Source organism: Nocardioides sp. W7 (assembly GCF_022919075.1).
GTDB lineage: Bacteria > Actinomycetota > Actinomycetes > Propionibacteriales > Nocardioidaceae > Nocardioides.
This window is the reverse complement of the sequence record NZ_CP095078.1, coordinates 2,783,342-2,805,230: the sequence shown is the minus strand read 5'-3', so window position 1 is coordinate 2,805,230 and position 21,889 is coordinate 2,783,342. Positions and strand designations below refer to the sequence as shown.

The window sequence follows — 21,889 nt, the reverse complement described above, 5'->3', positions numbered from 1 at the left end:
GCTGTGAACGACGTGCTGATCCGGCCGATGCGGCCCGACGACGTCCCGGTGGCGGAGCGGCTGAGCGCCGAGAGCTTCTACGACCTCGACGTCCGGTCACATCGGCCTGGCCTGCCGGAGCCGGAGCGCCGCCCGGCCGTCCGCGCCGGCAACTGGGTGACCCGCACGCAGCACTTCCTCCTCACCGACGCCGGCGGCTGCTGGGTCGCGGAGGTCGGCGGCGAGCTGGTCGGGTTCGCGACCTCGTTCGTGCGCGAGGGCACCTGGTTCCTCGCGACGTACGCCGTACGACCGGGTCTGCAGGGCCACGGGCTCGGCAAGCGGCTGCTCGACACGGCGATGACGCACGGCCGGGGCTGTCTGCGCGGGATGCTCACGGCCTCCGCCGACCCGAAGGCGGCGCGGCGCTACCGCCTGGCGGGCTTCACGCTGCACCCGCAGATGCTCCTGCGCGGCACCGTCGACCGCAGCGCGATCCCCGTGATCGACAAGGTCCGCGAGGGCACGGCCGGCGACGTCGACCTGCTCGACTCGCTGGACCGGCAGACCCGGGGGGCGGCGCACGGACCGGACCACCAGCTGATGCTCGCCGCGTGGCGGCTGCTGGTCTCGGACACCACCAGCGGGTCCGGCTACGCCTACGTCGGTCCCGACGGCAGCCTGGCGCTGCTCGCCGCGAGCAACCGTCGTACGGCGACGCGGCTGCTGTGGGCCGCGCTCGCCGGCACCACCGGCGAGACCGTCGTCCCGCACCTCACCGTGGCCAACGAGTGGGCGATCGACGTGGGGATGGCCGCGCGCCTGGAGCTGCACCAGGAGGGCTACCTGGGACTGCGCGGGATGAAACCGCCGGCGCCGTACGTTCACAACGGTGCCCTGCTGTGACGTTTGCGGCCTCACCCGAGCACAGGAATACGATCCAGACATGACGACCGTCGATCTCCCGCTGCTGCCGCTGGGCCGTGGCACCGACATCGCCTCCGAGCGCGGCGTCGACTGCCCGGGCGACCTGCCCTCGCCGTCCGACCCCGACCTGGTCGCGCGCGCCGCGGCGGCCAAGGCCGCCCTGGGCGAGCGGCTCTTCGTGCTGGGCCACCACTACCAGCGCGACGAGGTGATCGCGTTCGCCGACGTCACCGGTGACTCCTTCAAGCTGGCGCGCGACGCGGCCGGCCGGCCCGACGCCGAGTTCATCGTCTTCTGCGGCGTCCACTTCATGGCGGAGTCGGCCGACATCCTCACCGGGCCGGACCAGAAGGTGATCCTGCCCGACCTGGCCGCCGGCTGCTCGATGGCCGACATGGCCCGGCTGGCCCAGGTCAAGAGCACCTGGGACGCGCTGACCGCGGCCGGGATCGCGGACTCCGTCGTACCTGTCACGTACATGAACTCCAGCGCCGACATCAAGGCGTTCTGCGGCCGCAACGGCGGCGTCGTCTGCACCTCCAGCAACGCCGAGGTCGCCCTCGAGTGGGCCTTCGAGCAGAAGCCCGACGCCAAGATCCTGTTCCTCCCCGACCAGCACCTCGGCCGCAACACCGCGGTGCTGAAGATGGGCATCTCCCTCGACGAGTGCGTCGTGTGGAACCCGCTGAAGCCGAACGGCGGCCTGACCGTCGAGGAGCTGCAGAAGGCCCGGGTGATCCTGTGGAAGGGCCACTGCTCGGTGCACGGCCGCTTCACCCCCGAGGTCGTCGACGAGCTGCGCGCGACCATCCCGGACGTGCAGATCCTGGTGCACCCCGAGTGCCAGCACGAGGTCGTGCTGAAGGCCGACCTGGTCGGCTCGACGGAGTTCATCATCAAGACCATCGAGGCCGCGCCCGCCGGCTCGTCCTGGGCCATCGGCACCGAGCTCAACCTGGTCAAGCGGCTGGCCAACGCCCACCCGGACAAGCGCATCACGTTCCTCGACAAGACCGTCTGCTACTGCTCGACGATGAACCGGATCGACCTGCCCCACTTCGTGTGGGCGCTGGAGTCGCTGGTCGCGGGCACGGTGCCGAACCAGATCACCGTCGACCCCGAGACCGAGAAGTGGGCGCTGGTCGCCCTGGAGCGGATGCTCGCCCTGCCCGGCAAGACCTCCCGCGACTGACGCCGACCCGTCACTCGCTCGGCATTTTTCGCGGCGTGTCGGCGCGGGATTGACGGGTCGGGCGGTCGTCGTACGACGTGGGTAGCTCGTCGTACGCCGCGGTCCCCGGGTCGACCCGTCAATCGTCAGACGACACGCCGCGAAAAACGCCGAATCATTGACGGGTCGCGCTCAGGCGGGGAGCTCGAACCAGGCGCAGGTGCCGCCGTCCGGCGAGGCGTCCAGGCCGATCTGGCCGCCGTGCGCCTCGACGATCCGACGACAGGTCGCGAGCCCGATGCCGGAGCCCTCGACCGACTCGTCCACCCGGGCCAGCGGCTGGAAGACCCGGTCGCGCTGCTCCGGGGCGATGCCGCGCCCGTGGTCGCACACCTGGATCCGCCAGCGGTCCCCCTGCCGAAGCGCGCCGATCTCGATCCGGGCCTTCTCCCCCGGGCGCGTGAACTTCGCGGCATTCGCGACGAGGTTCTGGACGACCGCGCGCAGCTGGACCGCGTCCCCGACCACCACGGGGAGCTCCTCGACGTCGACGGTGGCTCCGGCCAGCGCCGCTGCCAGGTCCTCCCGGACGTCGGCCACGAGCGCGCCGAGGTCGACGGGCGCCCGGGAGAGCTCGCCACCGAGCCGGGCGAAGCCCAGCAGGTCGTCGATGAGCGCCTGCATGCGCTCGGCGCCGCTGAGTGCCCGGTCCATGAGGAACGTCGAGCCGCCGGACTCCTCGGTCTGCTCGGCGATCATGGCCAGCGCCATCATGACCGCAGCGAGCGGGTTGCGCAGGTCGTGGCTGACCTGGCCGGCGAAGGCCGCCAGCACCTCGTTGGACCGCTCCAGCTCGGACTGCGTGTCGCGCAGGTCGTCGACGGTCGAGCTGAGCTCGCGGGTGCGCAGCTCCAGCTCCAGCAGGTCGACGACCCGGTCGGCCAGGTGCGCCAGCGCGCGCTTCTGCTTGTCGGTCAGGGTCCGGGGCACGGTGTCGAACACGCAGAGGGTGCCGATCAGCGTGCCCTCGGGGGTCGCCAGCGGGTACGTCGCGTAGAAGCGGACGTCTCCGATCACCCCGGTGACGAACGGGTTGTCCCGGAAGCGGTCGTCCCGGCTCGCGTCCGGCACGATCACCGGCACCCCGCCCTGGAAGACGACGTTGCACATCGAGTCCTCGCGGGCGCACACCGAGGCCTCGAAGCCGGCCGTGGCGATCTGGTGCTGCTCGGTGTCGGTGATCAGGTTGATCGTCGCCATCGGTACGTCGGCCACCTGGGCGGCGACGTCGACCAGCGCCACGAGGTCCCCGCGGGGTGGCCGGGTGACCACCCGGTAGCGCCCGATCTGGGCGACACGCGTGTCGTCCGTGGCGGCGGGCACGCTCACTGGGGCTCCTTCGTGTGGTCCAGACGTTTCCGGCCGGAGTCTAGCCACGCCGAGCCGGTGGGCTCCCCTCAGCCACCCGGTCGCCGCGGCGGTCCGCCACCGGTCCCCCGGCTGCCGCCGAAGTCCGCGCCGAAGCCGCCGCCAGGCCCGGCTCCGGTCTCCGTGTCCGCGCTCGGAAGCGCGGCGGTCAGGTCGGCGAGCGCGACCCGCTGACCCGCCTCCAGACCGGAGGCGACCTCGGTCCGGGTGGTCCCGACGAGGCCGGTGACGACCCGCGTACGGGTCGCGGTGCGCTGCTCCACGAGCAGCACACTGCCCGAGGAGATCGCCGACGTCGGGACCGTCAGCACGTCCTCGGCCGTCCCGACGACGACCGCGACGGACGCGGTCGCCCCCGTCGGGAGACCCAGGTTGCGGCCGTCGAGGGTGACGATGACGGAGTACGTCGCGCTCCCCGACGACGTGTCGGCCACCACCCCGACCGAGCTGACCTCCCCGGCCAGCTCCTCGTCGGCCCCGGCCGGCAGCACGGAGGCCGCCTGCCCGAGCGCGAGCGCGCTCACCTGCGCCTGGGTCGCCGACACCCGCACCATGGTGGTGCCGTGGGCGACCACCGTCACGACGGTCGTGCCCGCGTTGGTCGTCGTACCCCTCTCGGCCGCGACCGCGGCGACGGTTCCGGCGTACGGCGCCCTCAGCGTGGCCGAGGCCAACGCCTGACGGGCCGCAACCAGCTCGGCCTTCGCCTCGTCGATCGACGCCTGGTCGCGGGCCAGCGTGGCGGCGGTGACGGTGCCCGAGCGCCCGGCAGGCCCACCGGCCGACCCACCGGACGACCCGCCCGACTCCGACCCGGACGAGGTCGTCGGCAACGACTGCTGGGTCGACTGCGGGGTCGTCTGCTGCGTCGGCTGCGGGGTGCTCTGCTGCGTCGGCTGGGAGGAGTTCTGGGAAGAGCTCTGGGTGGATGCGGACGAGCTCTGCTGCGGGCTCTGCCCGGCCGCGGTGTCCACCACGTCGTCGAGGGTCTCGACGGCGCCGGTGATGGTGCCGGCGAGTGCCTCGAGGGCGGTCTGGAGCGCGTCCTGCGCCGTGGCCACGCTCTGCTGGGCGTCCTGGACGGTGGCGAGCGCAGCCGTGCAGGCCGCGTCCGCCGGTTCCGACTCTTCCGTGGTGTCCTCGGCGGTTCCCTCGGCAGGATCGTCCGAGCCGTCGACCGGGCCGGTGGCCGGGTCCGCCTCGAACGCGTCCGCGCAGGTTGCGGTCTGGGTCTCGAGGGCGGCCTTGGCCTCCGCGATGGCCACCGACGCCGCCGACTGGGTCGAGGTGACCGCCTGCTGCTGCGCGGCGAGGGCTGCGAGCGCCTTGGCCATCGCCGCGGAAACGTCCACGGGCTGGGTGGGCTGTTGCGCGGACGGCGCCTCGCTCTGCGTGGGCTGCTCGCTCGACTCCTCTTCGGGCTCCTGGTCCTGGTGCTGGCTGGGCTGGCTCGAGCCCGACGGGGCCGAGGCGCCGGTCGATCCCGACGACGCCGTGGTCGCCGCGCCGACAGTCTCGGCCTGGGCGTCCTCATCCGACTCCAGCTGCGCCCTCGCGGACGCGACGGCCGACTGGGCACTCCGGACGGCGCGCTGCAGCGGGCGGCGGTCCAGCCGGGCCAGCACCTCGCCGGCCCGGACCCTGCTGCCGGTCTCCACGGTCAGCACGGAGATCGTGCCGTCGGTGCCGAACGCCAGGTCGGCGCTGCCCGCCGGGGCCAGGGTCCCCGCCAGGGCCAGGGTCTCCTCGACGTCGGCGATGCTCACCGTGGCGGTGCGGTATGCCGCGTCGGGCTCGGCCGCGGCGGCGTACGCGGCGTACCCGCCACCGGCCACGGCGAGGGTGACGGCCGCGGCGCCGATGCGTCGGACCGCCCTCACGAGGCGTCGCCCTGGGCCGGGGACCCGCCGGGTCCGCGGCCGGAGGCGCACTCGCCGTCGACCGGGTCGCTGAGACTGATCCGGGTCGCGGTCACGGCCCCGGTGTCGTCGGCCTCGCCGACGGCCATGGCGCAGCGGCCGACCTCGACCGCGGCGGCGTCCGCCTCGACGGTCGAGGAGTACGTCGTGGCGTCCGTGACCGTGACCTCGACGCTGCTGTCCGTGGACTCGACGGTGAACCCGGTGCCGCTCACCGCGGTCACCTCGCCGAACGCCACGCCGAAGCCACGCCGGCCGCCGTCAGGCAGGTCGGTGGGCATGTCGGTCGGCATCCCCTCGGGGCGCGCACCGCCCGGTCCGCCGCCGCCGAAGCCGCCGGCGCACTCGCCGTCCACGGCCTCGGTGATCCGGACGGCGGTGGCCGCTACCGGCTCGCCGTCGGCCGTCTCGCCGTCCGAGGTGACCATCACGCAGCTGCCGACCGTGACGTCGTCCAGGGAGCCGGCGACCTGCTCGAGGAAGGCCGTGTCGGCGGTCCAGCTGACCGCCACCTGCCCCGAGCTCGCGCTCTGGACCTGCAGGGTCTTGCCGCTGACGGCCGCGATGGTGCCGGAGGTGCCGGGAGAACCGGGCATCCCGCCGCCACCGGGACCGCCGCTACCGGGACCGCCGGCACCCGGACCCCCGGCCTGGGCGGCAGCGGGCGACTCGGCGGCGCCCGTGTCGGTGGCCGGCTCGCTGTCCCCACCACAGGCGGCGAGGGTGGCGATCAGGAGCGCCGAGCATGCGGTGCCACGGGTGATGCGGGAGACCTTCATGGGGCGGGGTTCTTCCTCTCGATGGGAACGCATGCTGCTCATTCGCTGCGCAGCGCGTCGATGGGGGTGAGCCGGGCGGCCCGGCTCGCGGGGTAGACGCCGAACCCGATGCCGAGCGCCTAGGCGGTGCCGATGGCGCCGAGGGTGGCGACCAGGGACACGGAGACCGGCTGGTCGATGATCGCCGGCAGCAGCTGGGCGCCGACCACGCCCACCAGGACGCCGACCAGGCCGCCGGTGAAGCCGAGCAGCGAGGCCTCCACGAGGAACTGGTGCCGGATCACGCTCGGGGTCGCGCCGAGCGCCTTGCGCAGCCCGATCTCGCGGATCCGCTCCGTGACGGAGACGAGCATGATGTTCATGACCCCGATCCCGCCGACCAGCAGCGAGATCGCGGCGATGCCCGCGAGCAGCACGGTCAGGGTCTCGTTGGTCGAGTTCGCCGTCTCGACCAGGGAGTCCTGGGTCGAGATGGAGAAGTCGGCCTCGTCGGCGCTCACCCCGTGCAGCGCGAGCAGCAGCGCGTTGATCTCCTGGTACGCCGCGGTCAGGGTGTCGGCCGAGGCGGCCTCGACATAGATCGTCGAGACCGACGACGACGCGGTCCCGGTGAGCCGCTTGGCCGTGCTGATCGGTACGACGGCGAGGTCGTCCTCGCTGGTGCCGCTAGCGGACGCGCCCGACGAGGTCAGCACACCGATCACGGTCATCGGGGTGCCGTCGACCGTGACGGTCTGCCCGACCGGGCTGCCCCTCGCGAACAGCTCGCCGGCCGTGTCGGGGCCGAGCACGACGACGTCGGCCGCCTGCTCCACCTCGGCCGCGGAGAAGAACCGGCCCGCGGAGAGCTCCCGGGTCCGGACGTCGAGCCAGCTGGTCGTGGTGCCCACGACCGAGCTGGTCCAGTTGGTCTCCCCCGCCTCCAGCGAGGCGGACGTCGAGGTGGTGGGTGCGACCTCGGACGCGTCCGGGACCACGGTCTCGTCCGCGATGGCCGTGGCGTCTCGGAGGGTCAGCGTGGACGCGGAGCCGAAGCCGCCGCGCAGGCCGCTGGAGTCGGTGCTGCTGCCGGGCGAGATGATCAGCAGGTTGCTGCCCAGGGCGCTGATCTGCTGGCGCACCTGGTCCTGGGCACCCTGGCCGAGGCCGACGGTGAGGATCACCGACGAGATCCCGATGACGATCCCGAGCATGGTCAGGACCGAGCGGAGCCGATGGGCCCGGACCGCCTCGGCGGCGGCGCGGAGGGTCTCGAGCCAGCTCACCGGTGCACCCCGCCGACCAGCTCGTCGGACGTGATCCGGCCGTCTCGGATGACCAGGTTCCGGCTCGCCCGGGCGGCGACCTCGTGCTCGTGGGTGATCAGCACGATGGTCCGGCCGGCCCCGTGCAGCTCGTCGAGCAGCGCGAGCACGTCGGTCGTCGACTTCGAGTCGAGGTTGCCGGTCGGCTCGTCGGCCAGGATCATCGCGGGCTCGGTGACCAGCGCGCGGGCGACCGCGACCCGCTGCTGCTGGCCACCGGACAGCTCGCCCGGCCGGTTGTCGGTCCGGTCGGCGAGACCCACCCGGCCCAGCGCAGCGACGGCGCGCTCACGACGCTCGACCCGGGGCACGCCGGCGTACACGAGCGGGAGCTCGACGTTGCGCCAGGCCGGCAGCGTCGCCAGGAGGTTGAACTGCTGGAAGACGAAGCCGATGCGCCGGTTGCGCACCTCGGCCAGCTGGGCCTCGCTCATCCCCGACACGTCCTCGCCGGCGAGCAGGTAGCGGCCCTCGCTCGGAGTGTCGAGGCAGCCGAGGATGTTCATCAGCGTCGACTTGCCCGAGCCGGACGGACCGATGACCGCGACGTACTCCCCCTCGGCGATGCTCGTGTCGATGCCGCAGAGCGCCTCGAACTCGATGCTGCCGGAGCGGTAGGTCTTGCGAACGCCCTCGAGGTCGATGATGCCGCTCACGAGGGAGCTCCGCCCATGCCGCCGGGCGGCTGGCCGCCGCCGGGCGGCTGGCCGCCGCCCGGGAACTGCATCTCTCCGCCGTCGCCACCGCCGGTCGGGCGGGAGAAGCCGGGGATCTCGACGACATCGCCCTCGGCCAGGCCGGAGAGCACCTCGGTCGACAGGCCGCACACCCTGCCGGTCTCGACCTCGGTCCTGACCTGGTCGCCGTCGACGATCCTGGTGACGTACGTCGCGCCGTCCTCGGTCGTGAGCGCTCGGCTCGGGACCGTCAGGACGCCCGCGGTCTGCTTGACGATGATCGAGACGTCGGCCGAGGTGCCGGCGTACAGGTCCTGCTGCTTCCCGGTGATCTCAACGGTGACCGGGAAGACCGCGGCGCCGCTGCTGTTGGTCTCCGCGACCAGACCCACCTCGGTGACCGTGCCGTACACGACCTCGGTCGCACCGCTGGGGGTGACCTCGGCCTGCAGGCCCGTCTTCAGGTCCGCGACGTCCTCGGCGGCGACGGTGGCGTCGACCACGAACTCCGAGGTGGAGACGATCGTGACGGCGCTGGTCGTCGTCGAGTCCGTCGAGCCTGTCGAGCCCGAGGAGCTCGACGGGGAGGACGCACCGCCCACCGACGATCCGCCGCCGGAGCCGACGACGTCGCCCTCGGCCAGGTCGAGGCTGACGACGGTGCCGCGGATCGTGGACCGCAGCGTCGTGTCGTCGACGGCCTCACGGGCCTCGGCGACGGAGTCCTGGGCCGTGAGGACGGCGGCCTGGTCGGCCGCGAGCTGGGTGGCCGAGGCGTCGCCGGCCTGATCCTCCTCGAGCTGGGGTGTACGCCGCGTCGAGCGTGGCCACGGCGGCGGTGCGCCGCGCGAGCAGGGTGCTCGCACCGATCCGGGCGAGCGCCTGGCCCTTGCGGACCTTGTCGCCCTCGGCGACCAGCACCCGGGTGACCGTCCCGGAGACCTCGAAGGAGAGGTCCACCCTCCGGGCCGCCGCGATCGTGCCGGACGCCGCGACCGTCTCCCGGACGGTCTCGGACGACACCGTCGAGGTGGTCGGCTCGACGGCCACGGACTCCTCCCGGGTCAGCAGCCAGGCACCGGTGCCGCCGACGGCGACGAGCAGGACGACGGGGACCGCGAGCAGGCGTCGCGATCTCCCTCGGAACAACCTGGGCAAGAGTGATCCCTCCGACGATCGTGCGCAGGCCCTGGGCGGACCTGCCGCGATCAGACTCGTCGGCGGGACTGTGGCGGCGGTGGGCCGAACCTATGAGGAACCTGTGAGGCCCGGAGCGCCCCAGAGTGCCATCCACCGCGACAGGTCCGGCTCGACCGGGAGCTCGCCGCGCAGTGCGTCGCGGATCTGGATCTCCGTCAGGTTGTCGCGCTGCTGCGCCCCGGTCGGCACGAACGGGTAGAAGGTGCCCTGCTTGTAGAGGTAGACCAGGCCGACGTGCCGCCCGGCCGGGTCCTCGAAGGTCACGACCGTGCACAGCAGGCCGGGCCCGAAGCCCTGGTCCTCGAGGCTGGTGTTGACCGCGTGCAGGCTGGCGCACAGCCCCTCGACGCCGGAGCCCGGCTCGCGGTCGACCTCGACCCAGGTGAAGCCGAAGCCGTCGCCGGTGACCCGCACCTCCGGCGCGTCGCCCGTGCTGCGGATCAGCTCGACCAGGTCACGCTCGGTCTCGGCGAACGCGACCCCGGAGGCACCGCGGTAGCAGACCGAGCCGTCGCCGGTCGGCACCAGCCCGAGGGTGGTCTCCAGCGTGACGGCGGCGTTCGCGACGCCGAAGAGGGCGTCGAGGTTGGCCTGCTTGGGCTTGGACCGTCCGAGCAGCGAGTCCCACAGGCCCATCAGTTCAGGCCCATCAGGTGGTACGCCGGCTCAGGTCCGCCTGGATCTCGGCCAGCTGCTCGAGCCGCTGCTCCAGCGAGGGGTGGGTCGAGGTGAGGGTGCGCAGCGCGACGCCCTTGATCGCGGGGGCGATGAAGAACGCGTTCATCGCCTGCGAGGCGCGCAGGTCCTTGGTCGGGATGGTGTTCATCTCGCCGGTGATCTTCTGCAGGGCGGAGGCGAGCGCCTGCGGCTTCATCGTGAGGTACGCCCCGGCCCGGTCGGCCGACAACTCGCGGTAGCGCGAGAGCAGCTTCAGCAGCACGAAGCTGACGGCGTACACGACCATGCTGACCAGGAGCACGACCAGCCAGATCGGCAGCGGGCTGTTGTTGTTGTCGCGGCGGCCGCCGCCGAGGAAGGCGCCGTACTGCGCGCCCTGGGTGAGCATGCCGGCCACGATCCCGGCACTCGAGGCGACGGTCATGACCAGGACGTCGCGGTGGGCGACGTGGGACAGCTCGTGGGCCAGGACGCCCTCCAGCTCCTCGGTGGTCAGGGTGTTGAGGATGCCGGTGGTCACGCAGACGACCGCGCGGTCGGGCGAGCGGCCGGTCGCGAACGCGTTGGGGATCGCCGAGTCGGCGATGCCGACCCGGGGCTTCGGCATGTCGGCCATCGCGCAGAGCCGGTCGATCATCCCGTGCAGCTCCGGCGCCTGCTGCGGGGTCACCTCGCGGGCCCGCATCGCCCGCATCGCGACGGTGTCGGAGCTCCACCACTGGTAGACCGCGACGCCGATGCCGATCAGGCCGACGACCGGCACCAGGGCGCCGTACCCCGAGGAGCCGACCAGCGCCATCAGGCCGCCGACGAGCAGGACGAACAGAGCGCCGAGCAGGAACATCACGAGGGTCATCCGGGCGGTGAGCCCGCGGTCAGGGAGGAAGCGGCTACGTGCCATGTCCCTATTCTCCGGGGTCTTACCAAGAGGTTCCTGTGAGGGTCAGCGAGGTTCCTCGGTCGGCTTCTCGCTCGCCTCGTAGACGACGCCGTTGCCGGCCGTGCCGGGCTCCTCGGGGGCCTCGATCGCGGCCGGCGAGCTCCCACCCTTGAGGCGGGCCAGCTCGGCCTCGACCTCGGACTGGGAGCTCATCGCCTCCAGCTCGCGGGCGATGTCGTCGCCGCGGTTCATCGAGCTCGCGTCGTCGAGGACGCCGGAGGCGATCAGCTCGTCGATCGCGCCGGCGCGGGCCTGCATCTGCTGAGTCTTGTCCTCGGCGCGCTGGATCGCCTGGCCGACGTCGCCCATCTCGTCGCCGATGCCGGACATCGCCTCGTTGATGCGCGTCGACGCCTCGGCGGCCGTGTAGGTCGCCTTGATCGTCTCCTTGCGGGTGCGGAAGGCCTCCACCTTGGTCTGCAGCTGCTGCTGGGCGCGGGTGAGCTTCTCCTCCTCGGCCTGCAGCTGCTCGAGCTGCGTGGTCAGGTCGGCGATCTGGCCGCTCAGCCCGGACTTGCGGGTGAGTGCCTCGCGGGCCAGGTCCTCGCGGCTCATGTCGATGGCCTGCTGGGCCTGCTTCTGGAGCTTGGCCTGCTGCTGCTCGAGCTGCTTGATCTGCAGCTCCACCCGCTTGCGGCTGGTGACGACGTCAGCGACCCCGCGGCGTACCTTGGCGAGCAGGTCGAGCTGACGCTGGTAGCTGTAGTCGAGGGTCTCGCGCGGGTCCTCGGCGCGATCGATGGCCTTGTGGGCCTTGGACTTGAAGATCAAGCTGATGCGTTTCATCAGGCTCATGGGGGTCCCTCTCGGTGGTGTTCCAGCGCTGCCGCCACGTGCCCCTCACCCTATGACCGATCGCCAAGGCCGGGCGACCCGGTACGGCACGCGTTGAGCACGGCGCCGGTAAGGTGGGGGCGCCCGTCGCCCGCGTCCCGCCAGCTCGATCAGAAGGCCACCGTTGTTCCGTCGCAGCAAGTCCGAGACCGAGTCCCCCCAGCCCGCCGAGGCCAAGCCCGGCGGCAAGGGACGCCCGACCCCCAGCCGCAAGGAGGCTGAGGCCGCCGCACGTGCGCGGGCCAAGACCCCGCGCACCCGCAAGGAGCTCGCCCGGGCGCAGCGCGAGGCCCGGTCGGAGTCGAGTCAGCAGGTCCGCGCCGCGATGAAGACCGGCGACGAGCGCTACTACATGCCGCGCGACAAGGGCCCGATGCGACGCTTCGTCCGCGATTTCGTGGACTGCCGCTTCACCTTCCTCGACATCCTGTTCCCGCTGCTGATCGTCTCGATGATCCTCGGCTACACCGGCGTCGACAGCCTGATGGAGCTCAGCAGCTTCCTGCTGCTCGCGACGATGCTGATGCTGGTCTTCGACATCCTCCGGCTCCGCTTCCGGCTGCGGCGCGAGCTCGCCGCCCGGTTCCCGGACGAGAGCACCAAGGGCACCACCTACTACGGCATCAGCCGGGCGCTGAACCCGCGCTTCCTGCGGATGCCCAAGCCGCAGGTCAAGATCGGCCAGCGGCTCCCCGAGACCTACCGCTGACCGGCGCGCTGACCCACCCGTGACCACCGACCAGGTCTACGGCCTGGCGGCCGGGCTGCTCAGCGCCTTCGTCTTCGGCGTCGCCGCGGTCGCGCAAGCGCACGGCGTACGACGCACCGCCGCGTCGCCCGACCGGCTCCTGTCCTTCGTGCGCACCTCCGTGCGCGACGCCTGGACCTGGGCGGTGCTGATCGCCTACCTCGTCGGCTTCCTGCTGCACGCGGTGGCGATCTGGCTGCTGCCCCTCTACCTCGCGCAGGCCACGATCGCGATGTCGCTCCCGGTCACCGCGTTCACCTCCCGCCGGCTCTCCGAGCGGCTCGACGGCGGCCAGTGGGGCTCGATCGGCCTGGTCTCGGCCGGCCTCGTGCTCCTGGCCCTCGGGTCCGGCAGCGCGGGCTCGGTGCGGACCGACTCGGCGTTCCTGGTCTGCCTGTGGGCGGGCGTCGCCCTGCTCGGTCTCGCCTCGACCGCCGGCGGCCGGCTCGGCGGCGCCGGTCTCGGCACCCTCGCCGGTCTCGGGTACGCCGGCTCCGCGATCGCCGTCCGCGGGGTCGGCACACCGGTCGACACGAGCACGGTCCTGGCCGCGCTCGCCGTACCCTCGCTCAGCCTGATCGCGTTCTGGCTCTACTCCCGCGGCATGCACGGCGATGCGATCTCGGCCACCACCGCCCCGATGATCGTGGGCCAGACCTTCGTCCCCGCCCTGGTCGGGGTCGCCCTCCTGGGCGACAGCGTGCGCGACGGCTGGTGGTGGTCGGTCGTGCTCGGCCTGCTGCTCTCCACCGTCGGCGCCATCCGGCTCACCCGCGCCCAAGCCGTCAGTCCCTGACCTTCGGCAGCCGCCGAGGGCGCAGGAGGTCAGGGACGATCGGCTCAGCCGAAGTCGCGCCGCGCCGGGGACTTCGTCTTGGCGGGATCCCGCTCGACGATCGGGCCGAGCACGTCGTCGATGGCGGCGAGTACGTCGGCGTCGAGCCTGACCCCGGCGGCCTTGACGTTGTCGGTGACCTGCTCGGGCTGGCTGGCACCGATGATCGCCGCGGAGACGTTGTCGTTCTGCAGCACCCAGGCCACGGCGAGTTGGGCCATGCTGAGGCCCGCGTCGGCGGCGATCGGCTGCAGCCGCTGGACCCGTTCGAGGACGTCGTCCTTGAGCCAGCGGCTGATCATGTCGGCGCCGCCCTTCTCGTCCGTGGCGCGCGAGCCGGCGGGGTGCGGCTGACCGGGCAGGTACTTGCCGGTGAGCACCCCCTGCGCGATCGGCGACCACACGATCTGGCCGATGCCCAGCTCCTCGGAGGCGGGCACGACCTCGGTCTCGATGACCCGCCAAAGCATGCTGTACTGCGGCTGGTTCGACACGAGCGGGATCCGCAGCTCGCGGGCCAGCGCGTGGGCGGCGCGGATCTCCTCGGCCCGCCACTCCGAGACCCCGATGTAGAGCGCCTTGCCGGAGCGGACGACGTCGGCGAAGGCCTCCATCGTCTCCTCCAGCGGCGTCTCGTAGTCGTAGCGGTGCGCCTGGTAGAGGTCGACGTGGTCGGTCCCGAGCCGGCGCAGCGAGCCGTCGATGGACTCCAGGATGTGCTTGCGCGACAGGCCGTGGTCGTTGGGCCCGCCCGGGCCGGTCGGCCAGTAGACCTTGGTGAAGATCTCCAGCCCCGCGCGCCGCTCCCCCGCCAACGCCTTCCCGAGCACCGTCTCGGCGGCGGTGTTGGCGTAGACGTCCGCGGTGTCGAACGTGGTGATGCCCTCCTCGAGGGCCTGCCGGACGCACGCCGTGGCGGCGGCCTCCTCCACTTGCGAGCCGTGGGTGAGCCAGTTGCCGTACGCGATGGCCGAGATCTTCAGGCCACTCTTGCCGAGGTTGCGGATCTCCATGACTCGACCCTACTGAGCCGTCGGGGGCCTGCGAGGATGAGTGCATGAGCCTTCCCACCGCCGACGTCTCCGTCCGCGTGGCCTGGGCCGACGACGCCCCCGCGATCGCCGACCTGCAGCTGCGTGCCTGGCCCGAGATGTACGGCGGGCTGGTGCCGGCGGACGAGTTCCCGAGCGGACCCGAGGCCACGGCCCACGCCACCGAGACCTGGCGCGCCGCGCTCACCCGCCCGCAGGACGCCCGGCACCGGGTCCTGGTCGCCCTGGAGCGCAACCGGGTCTGCGGCTTCGCGATCACCGGCCCCACGACCGACCCCGACTGCGACCCCGTCGCCGACGGCGAGCTCGCCGAGCTGACCGTCGACGCCGCCGAGCGCGGCAAGGGGCACGGCTCGCGGCTGCTGCAGGCGGTCGCCGACACGATGGTCGCGGACCGGTTCACCCGGGCCGTGACCTGGACGGTCGCCAGTGACGACCGGCTGCGCGCGTTCCTCGTCGCCGCCGGGTGGGCCGCCGACGGCGCGCACCGCGAGCTCGATCTCGACGGAGAGGGCAGCACGCTCGTCAGGCAGGTCCGCCTGCACACCGCGCTGACGTGACGGCAGCGACCGACGAGTCGGACCCGCAGCGCGCCGGGATCGTCCGCGACAGCCTCGGGGTCGGGATCGCGACCGGCCTGTACGGCGTCTCCTTCGGCGCACTGTCCGTCACCTCCGGGCTGAGCGTCGCGCAGACCTGCGTGCTGTCGCTGCTGATGTTCACCGGCGCCTCCCAGTTCGCGCTCATCGGCGTGCTCGCGGGCGGCGGCTCACCGGTCTCCGGTGCCGCGGCGGCGCTGCTGCTCGGCACCCGCAACACCCTCTACGGGCTGCGGCTCGCGCCCCTGCTCGCCTGGTCCGGGGTACGCCGGCTCGGCGCGGCCCAGCTCCTGATCGACGAGTCGAGCGCCATGTCGGTCACCCGCGACACGACCGATCGGGCCCGCACCGGCTTCCTGGTCACGGGCAGCTCCATCTTCCTGCTCTGGAACCTCTTCACCCTCGTCGGCGCGGTCGCCGGCGAGGCCATCGGCGACCCGCGCACCTACGGGCTCGACGCCGCGGCCGGCGGTGCGTTCCTCGCGCTGCTGTGGCCGCGGCTGACCGAGCCCCGCAACCGGCTGGTCGCCGTGCTGGCGGTCGCGGTCGCGCTCGGCGTCGTCCCGTTCGCGCCGGCCGGTGTGCCGGTGCTCGCCGCGGGCGGCGTCGCCCTGCTGGTCGGCGTCCTGGCCAGGGGTATGCGATGACCTGGGCCGCGATCCTCGCTGCCGGCCTCGGCTGCTACCTGCTCAAGCTCGCCGGGCTCTCCGTCCCGGCGTCGGTGCTGGAGCGGCCCGTCGTACGACGGGTGGCCGACCTGATCCCCGTCGCCCTGCTCGCTGCGCTGGTCGCCGTCCAGGTGTTCGCCGACGGCAGCCGGCTGACGCTGGACGCCCGCGCGGCCGGCCTCGGGGCGGCCGTGCTGCTGCTGCTCGTGCGGGCGCCGTTCCTCGTCGTCGTGGTCGGCGCCGCAGCCACCGCGGCCCTGGTCCGGCTCTGAGGAGCCGGGCCAGGGCCGCGGGTGGGACGGGCCTGGGTCAGACCGGCTGGACCGCGCCCAGGATCTCCATCACCTCGGCCGGGGTGGCCGCCGACTCCAGGCGGGCGACCTGCTCCTTGTCGAGGAAGATCTCGGCGATCCGCCCCAGGAGCTTGAGGTGGTCGTCGCCGAGGGCCGCGATGCCCACGACGAACCGCACCTGCTTGTTCTTCCACTCGACCGGCTCGGCGTAGCGCACGAACGAGATCGCCGTCCGCCGTATCGCCGCCTTCGCCTCGTTGGTGCCGTGCGGGATCGCCAGGCCGTTGCCCATGAAGGTCGAGACCGACTCCTCCCGGGCGTGCATCGCGTCGACGTACGACGAGTCCGCGGCCCGGGCGGCGACCAGGAGCTCACCGGCTCGGGTGATCGCGGCGTCGCGGCTCTCGCTCGGGGCGTCGAGCACGATCGAGCCCAGCTCGAGCAGCCCGGCGGGGTCGATGCCGGCCGGCGCCTCCGCGACCGCGGTGTCGCCACCCGCGCCGTTGCGCTGCTGGACCAGCTCGACGATCTCGTCGTAGCGCGGACTGGCCATGAAGTTGTCGACGGAGACGTGGATCGCCGACCCGGTCTTCTGTTCCGCCCGGGCCGTCAGGTCCTGGTGGGTGACCACCAGGTCGTACTCGTCGCTCAGGTTGGCGATCGCCTTGTTGACGACCGTGACGTCGGGGAACCCGGCCGCCCGGATCTTCTTGCGGAGCACCGAGGCGCCCATGGCGGAGGAGCCCATGCCGGCGTCGCAGGCGAAGACGATCGAGCCGATCGGGCCGGAGCCGGCCGCGGAGCCGCTGGTCAGCAGGGACGCGACCGACGACTTCTTGCCCTTGTTGGCCTCCATCTGCGCCGTGGCGGCGGCCAGATCCCCCTCGTCGTCACTCCTGTCGAGCCGGAGCAGGAAGGCGGCCACGGCGAAGGTCACCGCTGCGGAGGCGACGACCGCGAGCGTGACGCCGACGTAGGAGCCCTTCGCGGTCTGGGCGTAGACCGCGAAGATCGATCCCGGAGCGGCCGGGGCACGCAGGCCCACGTCGAACGCGACGTTGACCGCCACCCCGGTCATGCCGCCGGCGATCATGGCCAGGATCAGCTTCGGCTTCATCAGCACGTACGGGAAGTAGATCTCGTGGATGCCGCCGAAGAACTGGATGACCGCGGCACCGGGGGCGGTGGCCCGGGCGATGCCCTTGCCGAAGAAGGAGAAGGCCAGCAGCAGGCCGAGCCCCGGGCCGGGGTTGGCCTCGAGCAGGAACAGCACCGACTTGCCCTCCTCCGCGGCCTCGGAGAGGCCGAGCGGGGTCAGTGCACCGTGGTTGATGGCGTTGTTCAGGAAGAACACCTTGGCCGGCTCGATGAAGACCGAGGTCAGCGGCAGCAGATTGTTGTCGACCAGCTTCTCGACGACGTCGGCGGCGATGTCCATGACCTTGTTGACCAACGGCGCCACGGTGTAGAAGCCGACGAGCGCCATCACGAAGGCCGTGATGCCGGCCGAGAACATGTTGACGAGCATCTCGAAGCCGGCGCGGATCTTGCCCTCCCACAACCCGTCGAGGGTCTTCATGACCCAGGCCGAGAGCGGGCCGAGGATCATCGCCCCGATGAACATGTGGACCTGTCCGAGCTCCGAGGCGTCGGGGTCTCCGGCGATCAGGTCGGCGTTGAACTCGGCGATCAGCAGGTCGGAGCCGGCGATGGCGCCCATCACCGCGAAGGCACCGACGACGGCGCCCCGGTCGCCGTAGATCATCCGGCCGCCCGTGCCCGCGATCAGGATCGGCAGCAGGTAGTGGATCGCCGGGCCGACCATGGTCGCCAGGTCCTCGTTGGGAAGCCAGCCGACGTCGATGAACAGGGCGGTCAGCAGGCCCCAGGCGATCAGGGCCGGGATGTTGGGCATGATCATGTTCGACATCGCCGTGCCGAACTTCTGTACGTGGACGCGCACCCCGCCGCTCTGGCTGGAGACCGTCGATGTGGTGGTGGCCATGGGGACCTCTTTCCGAACGCCGTCGACCCGTGTGACCCCTGTCACGAGTATCTTTGAATGCCTTTATATTCCTCCTCATTGGCGACGTCAAGGGTTCCAAACCAACACATCCAGGGGAATATCAACATGGATGGGGTACGCTGGTCCGACGATTTGCGACCGTCACCAGCCCCGCCGCCACCAGGAGGACATGCGAGATGAAGGCCCTGCGGTTCTACGCACCCGAGGACGTCCGGCTCGAGGACGTGCCGGAGCCGGAGTGCGGCCCCGACGAGATCAAGCTGAAGGTCAAGAACTGCTCGACCTGCGGCACCGACGTGAAGATCTTCTACAACGGCCACCAGAACCTCACCCCACCGCGGACCATCGGTCACGAGATCGCGGGCGAGGTCGTCGAGGTCGGTGCGAACGTCAACGCGACGTACGGCGCCTCCTGGGCCGTCGGCGACCGCGCGCAGGTGATCGCCGCGGTCCCGTGCGGCGAGTGCCACGAGTGCCGCAAGGGCTGGATGGCGGTCTGTGCGAACCAGACCTCGGTCGGCTACCAGTACGACGGCGGCTTCGCCGAGTACATGATCGTCCCCCAGCAGGTGCTGAAGGTCGACGGACTCAACCGGATCCCCGACAACGTCGGGTACGACGAGGCCTCCGCCGCCGAGCCGTTCGCCTGCGCGATCAACGCCCAGGAGCTGCTCGGCATCGAGGAGGGCGACACCGTCGTCGTCTTCGGCGCCGGCCCGATCGGCTGCATGCACATCCGGATCGCCCGCGGCGTCCACCGGGCCGGGCCGGTCTACCTCGTCGACGTCAACGCCGAGCGGCTCAAGATGTCGGCCGACGCCGTGCAGCCCGAGGAGACGATCGACGGCTCCCAGGTCGACGTCGTCGAACGGGTCATGGAGCTCACCGGCGGCCGGGGCGCCGACGTGATCATCACCGCCACCGCCGCCAACGTCACCCAGGAGCAGGCCATCGCGATGGCCGCGCGCAACGGCCGGATCTCGTTCTTCGGCGGCCTGCCGAAGACCGACCCGACCATCACCTGCGACTCCAACGTCGTGCACTACCGCCAGCTGCACATCCACGGTGCCAACGGCTCCGCCCCCGAGCACAACAAGCGGGCCCTGGAGTACATCTCCACCGGCCAGGTGCCGGTCAAGGACCTGATCACCGAGCACATCCCCCTGGAGCGCGTGCTGGACGCCTTCCAGATCGTCAAAGCCGGCAAAGCCATCAAGGTCACCGTCGAGCCGTGAGCGACGAAGTCGCTCACGGCTCGAAACGGTGAGGTTGAGCAAGCCCACGGCCGAGCCTGCGAGGCCGTGACGGCGTGCCGAAACCTAACCGCCCGGCCGGCGCAAGCACAGCGCGCCGGACGCCCGGTAGCCGAACGCAGCACACACACGAGGCCCGTGCTGGATCCCCCTCCAACACGGGCCTCGGCGCATCCGGCGCCGGAGCGTCAGGACACGTTGACCGCACTCCACGCGGCGGCGACGGCGGCCCGCTGGGGGCTGCCGGCGCCGTACAGGTCGGTGGCCGCGGCGAGCGTGGCCGTCCGGGCCTGGGCGTAGGTCGTGCCGGAGGTCATGTAGACCGTCAGGGCCCGGAACCAGATCCTCGCTGCCACGTCGCGGCCGATGCCGCTCACCGCGGAGCCGTTGCAGGTGGTGGAGCTGTGGGCGACCCCGCCGACGGTCTTCGGGCCGGAGCCCTCGGCGAGCAGGTAGAAGAAGTGGTTGCCGACGCCCGAGGAGTAGTGGACGTCGAGGTCCTTGGTGCCACTGGTCCAGCAGTTCTGCGAGGCGCCGTCGGCGTCCGGGTCGTCCATCCGCCGGAAGCCGGTGTGGTGGACGAGGTCGAACTTCTCGCCGATGAGGTAGTCGCCGGGGTCACTGGCGTTGGCGGAGTAGAACTCCACCATCGTCCCGAAGATGTCCGAGGTCGCCTCGTTCAGGCCGCCGGACTCGCCGGAATAGGTGAGGTTCGCGGTGTTCTCGGTGACGCCGTGGCTCATCTCGTGCCCGGCCACGTCGAGGGAGACCAGGGGACCGAACTCGGTGCCGTCGCCGTCGCCGTAGGTCATCTTCGAGCCGTCCCAGAAGGCGTTCACGTAGCCGGTGCCGTAGTGGACCCGGCTCGGCGCGCCGGTGCCGTCGCCGAAGATCCCGTTGCGGCCGTGGACCAGCTTGAAGTAGTCGAAGGTCTGCGCGCCGCCGTAGTGGGCGTCGACCGCCGCGGTCTCCCGGTTGCCGTTGGCGCCGCTGCCGAAGGACGCGTCGGGGCTGGAGTACGCCGTGCCGGTGGAGCAGCCGACCCCGAGGAGCTGGCACAGGAGCGAGTCCTCCTTGTTCTTCATGTCGGTCGTCCGCGCGTTGCCGCGCGCCGGGTCGGTCAGCGTGTACGACGACCCGGACTGCGCGATCGACAGCGGGACCGTCCCGCTGTAGAGCGACTGCCCGGAGCCGTCGGCGGTGTGGATGCCCTCCACCCGGCGCAGCACCGCGCCGGTGCGGGCGTCGACGTACGTCGCGAGCCGGCTGGGCGTGCCGTCGGCCTGGGTGCCGCCGGTGGTGACCTCCCAGGCGAGCCGGGGCTCGGCGCCGAGCGCGTCGACGACCAGCTCCGGGGCGCCGTCGGTGCGCAGGTCGGCGATCGCCGCGGTCGCCCGGGCCGGGGCGAGGGTCTGCTTCACGGCCCCGTCGGCCGTGATGCTGGGCTTGATAGCCAGCGTCAGCGCGGCGTCCAGGGTCTGGCTGACGCCGCGCAGGGACTCGTCGGGCCCGCGGTGCACGACCCGGTCGCCGCCGAGCACCCGCAGCCCGTGGTAGGTCCGGTCCATCCGGACGTGGGTGGCCCCGCCGGCATCCGTGACGGTGTCGGTGACGGCGAACGCCGTGCCTCCGGTGGCCTCGGCGGCCCCGCCGCCGCTCGTGATCCCGAGCGTGCCGATCGCGAGCGTCGCCAGCGTGGCGACTCCCCAGTTCCTGCGCATGGTGCAACCCTCTCGTCCCGATCCGCCCCGAGTGGCGGACCTGACGAACCAACGACGAGAGCCGGGCCCGGGCTACGGGTCAGTCGAGATCGAGGAAGTGCTCGAGGCCGACGGTGAGGCCGGGGTGACCGGCGATCGCCCGCAGGCCGGTCAGCACGCCGGGGGTGAACGAGGCCCGGTCGAGGGAGTCGTGGCGGATGGTCAGCGTCTCCCCCACCCCGCCGAGGATGACCTCCTGGTGCGCGACCAGGCCGCGGATCCGCAGCCCGTGCACCCGGATGCCGTCGACGTCGGCCCCGCGTGCGCCCTCGAGCGAGGTCGAGGTGGCGTCGGGCACCGGCGCGCAGCCGGCCTCGCGACGCGCGGCGGCGATCAGCTCCGCCGTACGCCGGGCCGTCCCGGACGGTGCGTCCGCCTTGTCGGGGTGGTGCAGCTCGACGACCTCCACCGACTCGTAGAACGGGGCCGCGGCGGCCGCGAAGCGCATCATCAGGATCGCGCCGATGGAGAAGTTGGGGGCGATCAGGACACCGGTGGCCGGCGAGCCGGCGAGCCAGCCGCGGAGCGTGGCGAGCCGGGAATCGTCGAAGCCGGTGGTGCCGACGACCGCGTGGATGCCGTGGTCGACGCAGAACCTCAGGTTGTCCATCACGACGTCGGGGTGGGTGAAGTCGACGACCGCCTCGGCGCCGGCGTCCACCAGCGCCTGGATCGGGTCGCCCGCGTCGACCGCCGCGACCAGCGTCGTGTCGGCGCTCTCCTCGACCGCCCGGCACACCTCGGCGCCCACTTTGCCCCGCGCGCCCAGCACGCCCACCTTGATCACGTCGCCCACGTCACCACCGTAGTGGGCCATCC

22 protein-coding genes are annotated in these 21,889 nt (G+C 72.1%); 8 read left to right on the top strand and 14 right to left on the bottom strand.

The window, feature by feature from the left end; translation table 11 throughout:
- Positions 1 to 3: 3 nt before the first annotated feature.
- A complete protein-coding gene (locus tag MUB56_RS13325; RefSeq protein WP_244927506.1) occupies positions 4 to 885 on the top strand; it encodes a GNAT family N-acetyltransferase in 882 nt (293 codons plus the stop codon).
- Between the two features lie 40 nt (positions 886 to 925).
- Positions 926 to 2,098 carry a quinolinate synthase NadA gene (nadA, locus tag MUB56_RS13320; protein ID WP_244927505.1) on the top strand — a complete coding sequence of 391 codons (1,173 nt, stop codon included), beginning with the start codon at positions 926 to 928 and terminating at the stop codon, positions 2,096 to 2,098.
- A 171-nt stretch (positions 2,099 to 2,269) separates the two neighbouring features.
- On the opposite strand, the gene MUB56_RS13315 is transcribed toward nadA, so the two are convergent.
- From MUB56_RS13315 to MUB56_RS13275, 10 genes are all read right to left on the bottom strand, one after another.
- Entirely contained in the window at positions 2,270 to 3,466 is a 1,197-nt protein-coding gene (locus tag MUB56_RS13315; protein WP_244927504.1) for a GAF domain-containing sensor histidine kinase, read from the bottom strand.
- Positions 3,467 to 3,534: 68 nt separating this feature from the next.
- Positions 3,535 to 5,385 (bottom strand): HlyD family efflux transporter periplasmic adaptor subunit, encoded by a 1,851-nt coding sequence (locus MUB56_RS13310; RefSeq protein WP_244927503.1) that lies wholly within the window; start codon positions 5,383 to 5,385, stop codon positions 3,535 to 3,537.
- Positions 5,382 to 6,203 carry a DUF5666 domain-containing protein gene (locus MUB56_RS13305; protein ID WP_244927502.1) on the bottom strand — a complete coding sequence of 274 codons (822 nt, stop codon included), beginning with the start codon at positions 6,201 to 6,203 and terminating at the stop codon, positions 5,382 to 5,384. Before MUB56_RS13305 ends, MUB56_RS13310 begins: the two co-directional genes overlap by 4 nt.
- Positions 6,204 to 6,322: 119 nt before the next feature.
- Positions 6,323 to 7,468 (bottom strand): ABC transporter permease, encoded by a 1,146-nt coding sequence (locus tag MUB56_RS13300; protein WP_244927501.1) that lies wholly within the window; start codon positions 7,466 to 7,468, stop codon positions 6,323 to 6,325.
- On the bottom strand, positions 7,465 to 8,163 hold the full coding sequence (locus tag MUB56_RS13295; RefSeq protein ID WP_348536688.1) for an ABC transporter ATP-binding protein: 699 nt from the start codon (positions 8,161 to 8,163) through the stop codon (positions 7,465 to 7,467). Before MUB56_RS13295 ends, MUB56_RS13300 begins: the two co-directional genes overlap by 4 nt.
- Complete coding sequence (locus MUB56_RS25955) at positions 8,160 to 8,687, bottom strand: hypothetical protein (RefSeq protein WP_348536727.1); 528 nt, start codon at positions 8,685 to 8,687, stop codon at positions 8,160 to 8,162. Before MUB56_RS25955 ends, MUB56_RS13295 begins: the two co-directional genes overlap by 4 nt.
- Positions 8,688 to 8,886: 199 nt before the next feature.
- Positions 8,887 to 9,342 (bottom strand): biotin/lipoyl-binding protein, encoded by a 456-nt coding sequence (locus MUB56_RS13290; RefSeq protein WP_244927500.1) that lies wholly within the window; start codon positions 9,340 to 9,342, stop codon positions 8,887 to 8,889.
- Between the two features lie 90 nt (positions 9,343 to 9,432).
- Positions 9,433 to 10,020 (bottom strand): hypothetical protein, encoded by a 588-nt coding sequence (locus MUB56_RS13285; RefSeq protein ID WP_244927499.1) that lies wholly within the window; start codon positions 10,018 to 10,020, stop codon positions 9,433 to 9,435.
- Positions 10,021 to 10,033: 13 nt separating this feature from the next.
- Positions 10,034 to 10,963 (bottom strand): zinc metalloprotease HtpX, encoded by a 930-nt coding sequence (htpX, locus tag MUB56_RS13280; protein WP_244927498.1) that lies wholly within the window; start codon positions 10,961 to 10,963, stop codon positions 10,034 to 10,036.
- A gap of 42 nt (positions 10,964 to 11,005) precedes the next feature.
- Complete coding sequence (locus MUB56_RS13275; protein ID WP_244927497.1) at positions 11,006 to 11,797, bottom strand: PspA/IM30 family protein; 792 nt, start codon at positions 11,795 to 11,797, stop codon at positions 11,006 to 11,008.
- Between the two features lie 163 nt (positions 11,798 to 11,960).
- On the opposite strand from MUB56_RS13275, the gene MUB56_RS13270 reads away from it, so the two are divergent.
- Both MUB56_RS13270 and MUB56_RS13265 read left to right on the top strand, forming a co-directional pair.
- The gene (locus MUB56_RS13270) at positions 11,961 to 12,545 is read left to right on the top strand and encodes a DUF3043 domain-containing protein (RefSeq protein ID WP_244927496.1); all 585 of its coding nucleotides are present in this window, start codon (positions 11,961 to 11,963) and stop codon (positions 12,543 to 12,545) included.
- A 19-nt stretch (positions 12,546 to 12,564) separates the two neighbouring features.
- Positions 12,565 to 13,380: a hypothetical protein gene (locus MUB56_RS13265; RefSeq protein ID WP_244927495.1), complete on the top strand. Its 816-nt coding sequence runs from the start codon at positions 12,565 to 12,567 to the stop codon at positions 13,378 to 13,380.
- Positions 13,381 to 13,424: 44 nt separating this feature from the next.
- On the opposite strand, the gene MUB56_RS13260 is transcribed toward MUB56_RS13265, so the two are convergent.
- Complete coding sequence (locus MUB56_RS13260) at positions 13,425 to 14,432, bottom strand: aldo/keto reductase family protein (RefSeq protein ID WP_244927494.1); 1,008 nt, start codon at positions 14,430 to 14,432, stop codon at positions 13,425 to 13,427.
- A 44-nt stretch (positions 14,433 to 14,476) separates the two neighbouring features.
- Between MUB56_RS13260 and MUB56_RS13255 the strand changes: the two genes are divergently transcribed.
- Genes MUB56_RS13255 through MUB56_RS13245 form a run of 3 tightly spaced genes read left to right on the top strand, consistent with a single transcriptional unit; the run spans position 14,477 to position 16,010 of the window.
- Positions 14,477 to 15,031: a GNAT family N-acetyltransferase gene (locus MUB56_RS13255; RefSeq protein ID WP_244927493.1), complete on the top strand. Its 555-nt coding sequence runs from the start codon at positions 14,477 to 14,479 to the stop codon at positions 15,029 to 15,031.
- Positions 15,028 to 15,717 carry an AzlC family ABC transporter permease gene (locus MUB56_RS13250; protein WP_244927492.1) on the top strand — a complete coding sequence of 230 codons (690 nt, stop codon included), beginning with the start codon at positions 15,028 to 15,030 and terminating at the stop codon, positions 15,715 to 15,717. Before MUB56_RS13255 ends, MUB56_RS13250 begins: the two co-directional genes overlap by 4 nt.
- The gene (locus MUB56_RS13245; protein ID WP_244927491.1) at positions 15,714 to 16,010 is read left to right on the top strand and encodes an AzlD domain-containing protein; all 297 of its coding nucleotides are present in this window, start codon (positions 15,714 to 15,716) and stop codon (positions 16,008 to 16,010) included. Before MUB56_RS13250 ends, MUB56_RS13245 begins: the two co-directional genes overlap by 4 nt.
- Before the next feature lie 37 nt (positions 16,011 to 16,047).
- On the opposite strand, the gene MUB56_RS13240 is transcribed toward MUB56_RS13245, so the two are convergent.
- The gene (locus MUB56_RS13240; RefSeq protein WP_244927490.1) at positions 16,048 to 18,036 is read right to left on the bottom strand and encodes a PTS sugar transporter subunit IIA; all 1,989 of its coding nucleotides are present in this window, start codon (positions 18,034 to 18,036) and stop codon (positions 16,048 to 16,050) included.
- A gap of 197 nt (positions 18,037 to 18,233) precedes the next feature.
- Here MUB56_RS13240 and MUB56_RS13235 point away from each other — a divergent pair, with 197 nt between their 5' ends.
- Positions 18,234 to 19,292: a zinc-dependent dehydrogenase gene (locus tag MUB56_RS13235; RefSeq protein ID WP_244927489.1), complete on the top strand. Its 1,059-nt coding sequence runs from the start codon at positions 18,234 to 18,236 to the stop codon at positions 19,290 to 19,292.
- 206 nt (positions 19,293 to 19,498) lie between these two features.
- Here the strand turns inward: MUB56_RS13235 and MUB56_RS13230 are convergent, their stop codons facing one another.
- Both MUB56_RS13230 and dapB read right to left on the bottom strand, forming a co-directional pair.
- The gene (locus MUB56_RS13230; protein WP_244927488.1) at positions 19,499 to 21,031 is read right to left on the bottom strand and encodes a M4 family metallopeptidase; all 1,533 of its coding nucleotides are present in this window, start codon (positions 21,029 to 21,031) and stop codon (positions 19,499 to 19,501) included.
- A 79-nt stretch (positions 21,032 to 21,110) separates the two neighbouring features.
- Entirely contained in the window at positions 21,111 to 21,857 is a 747-nt protein-coding gene (gene dapB / locus MUB56_RS13225; protein WP_244932401.1) for a 4-hydroxy-tetrahydrodipicolinate reductase, read from the bottom strand.
- Positions 21,858 to 21,889 lie beyond the last annotated feature (32 nt).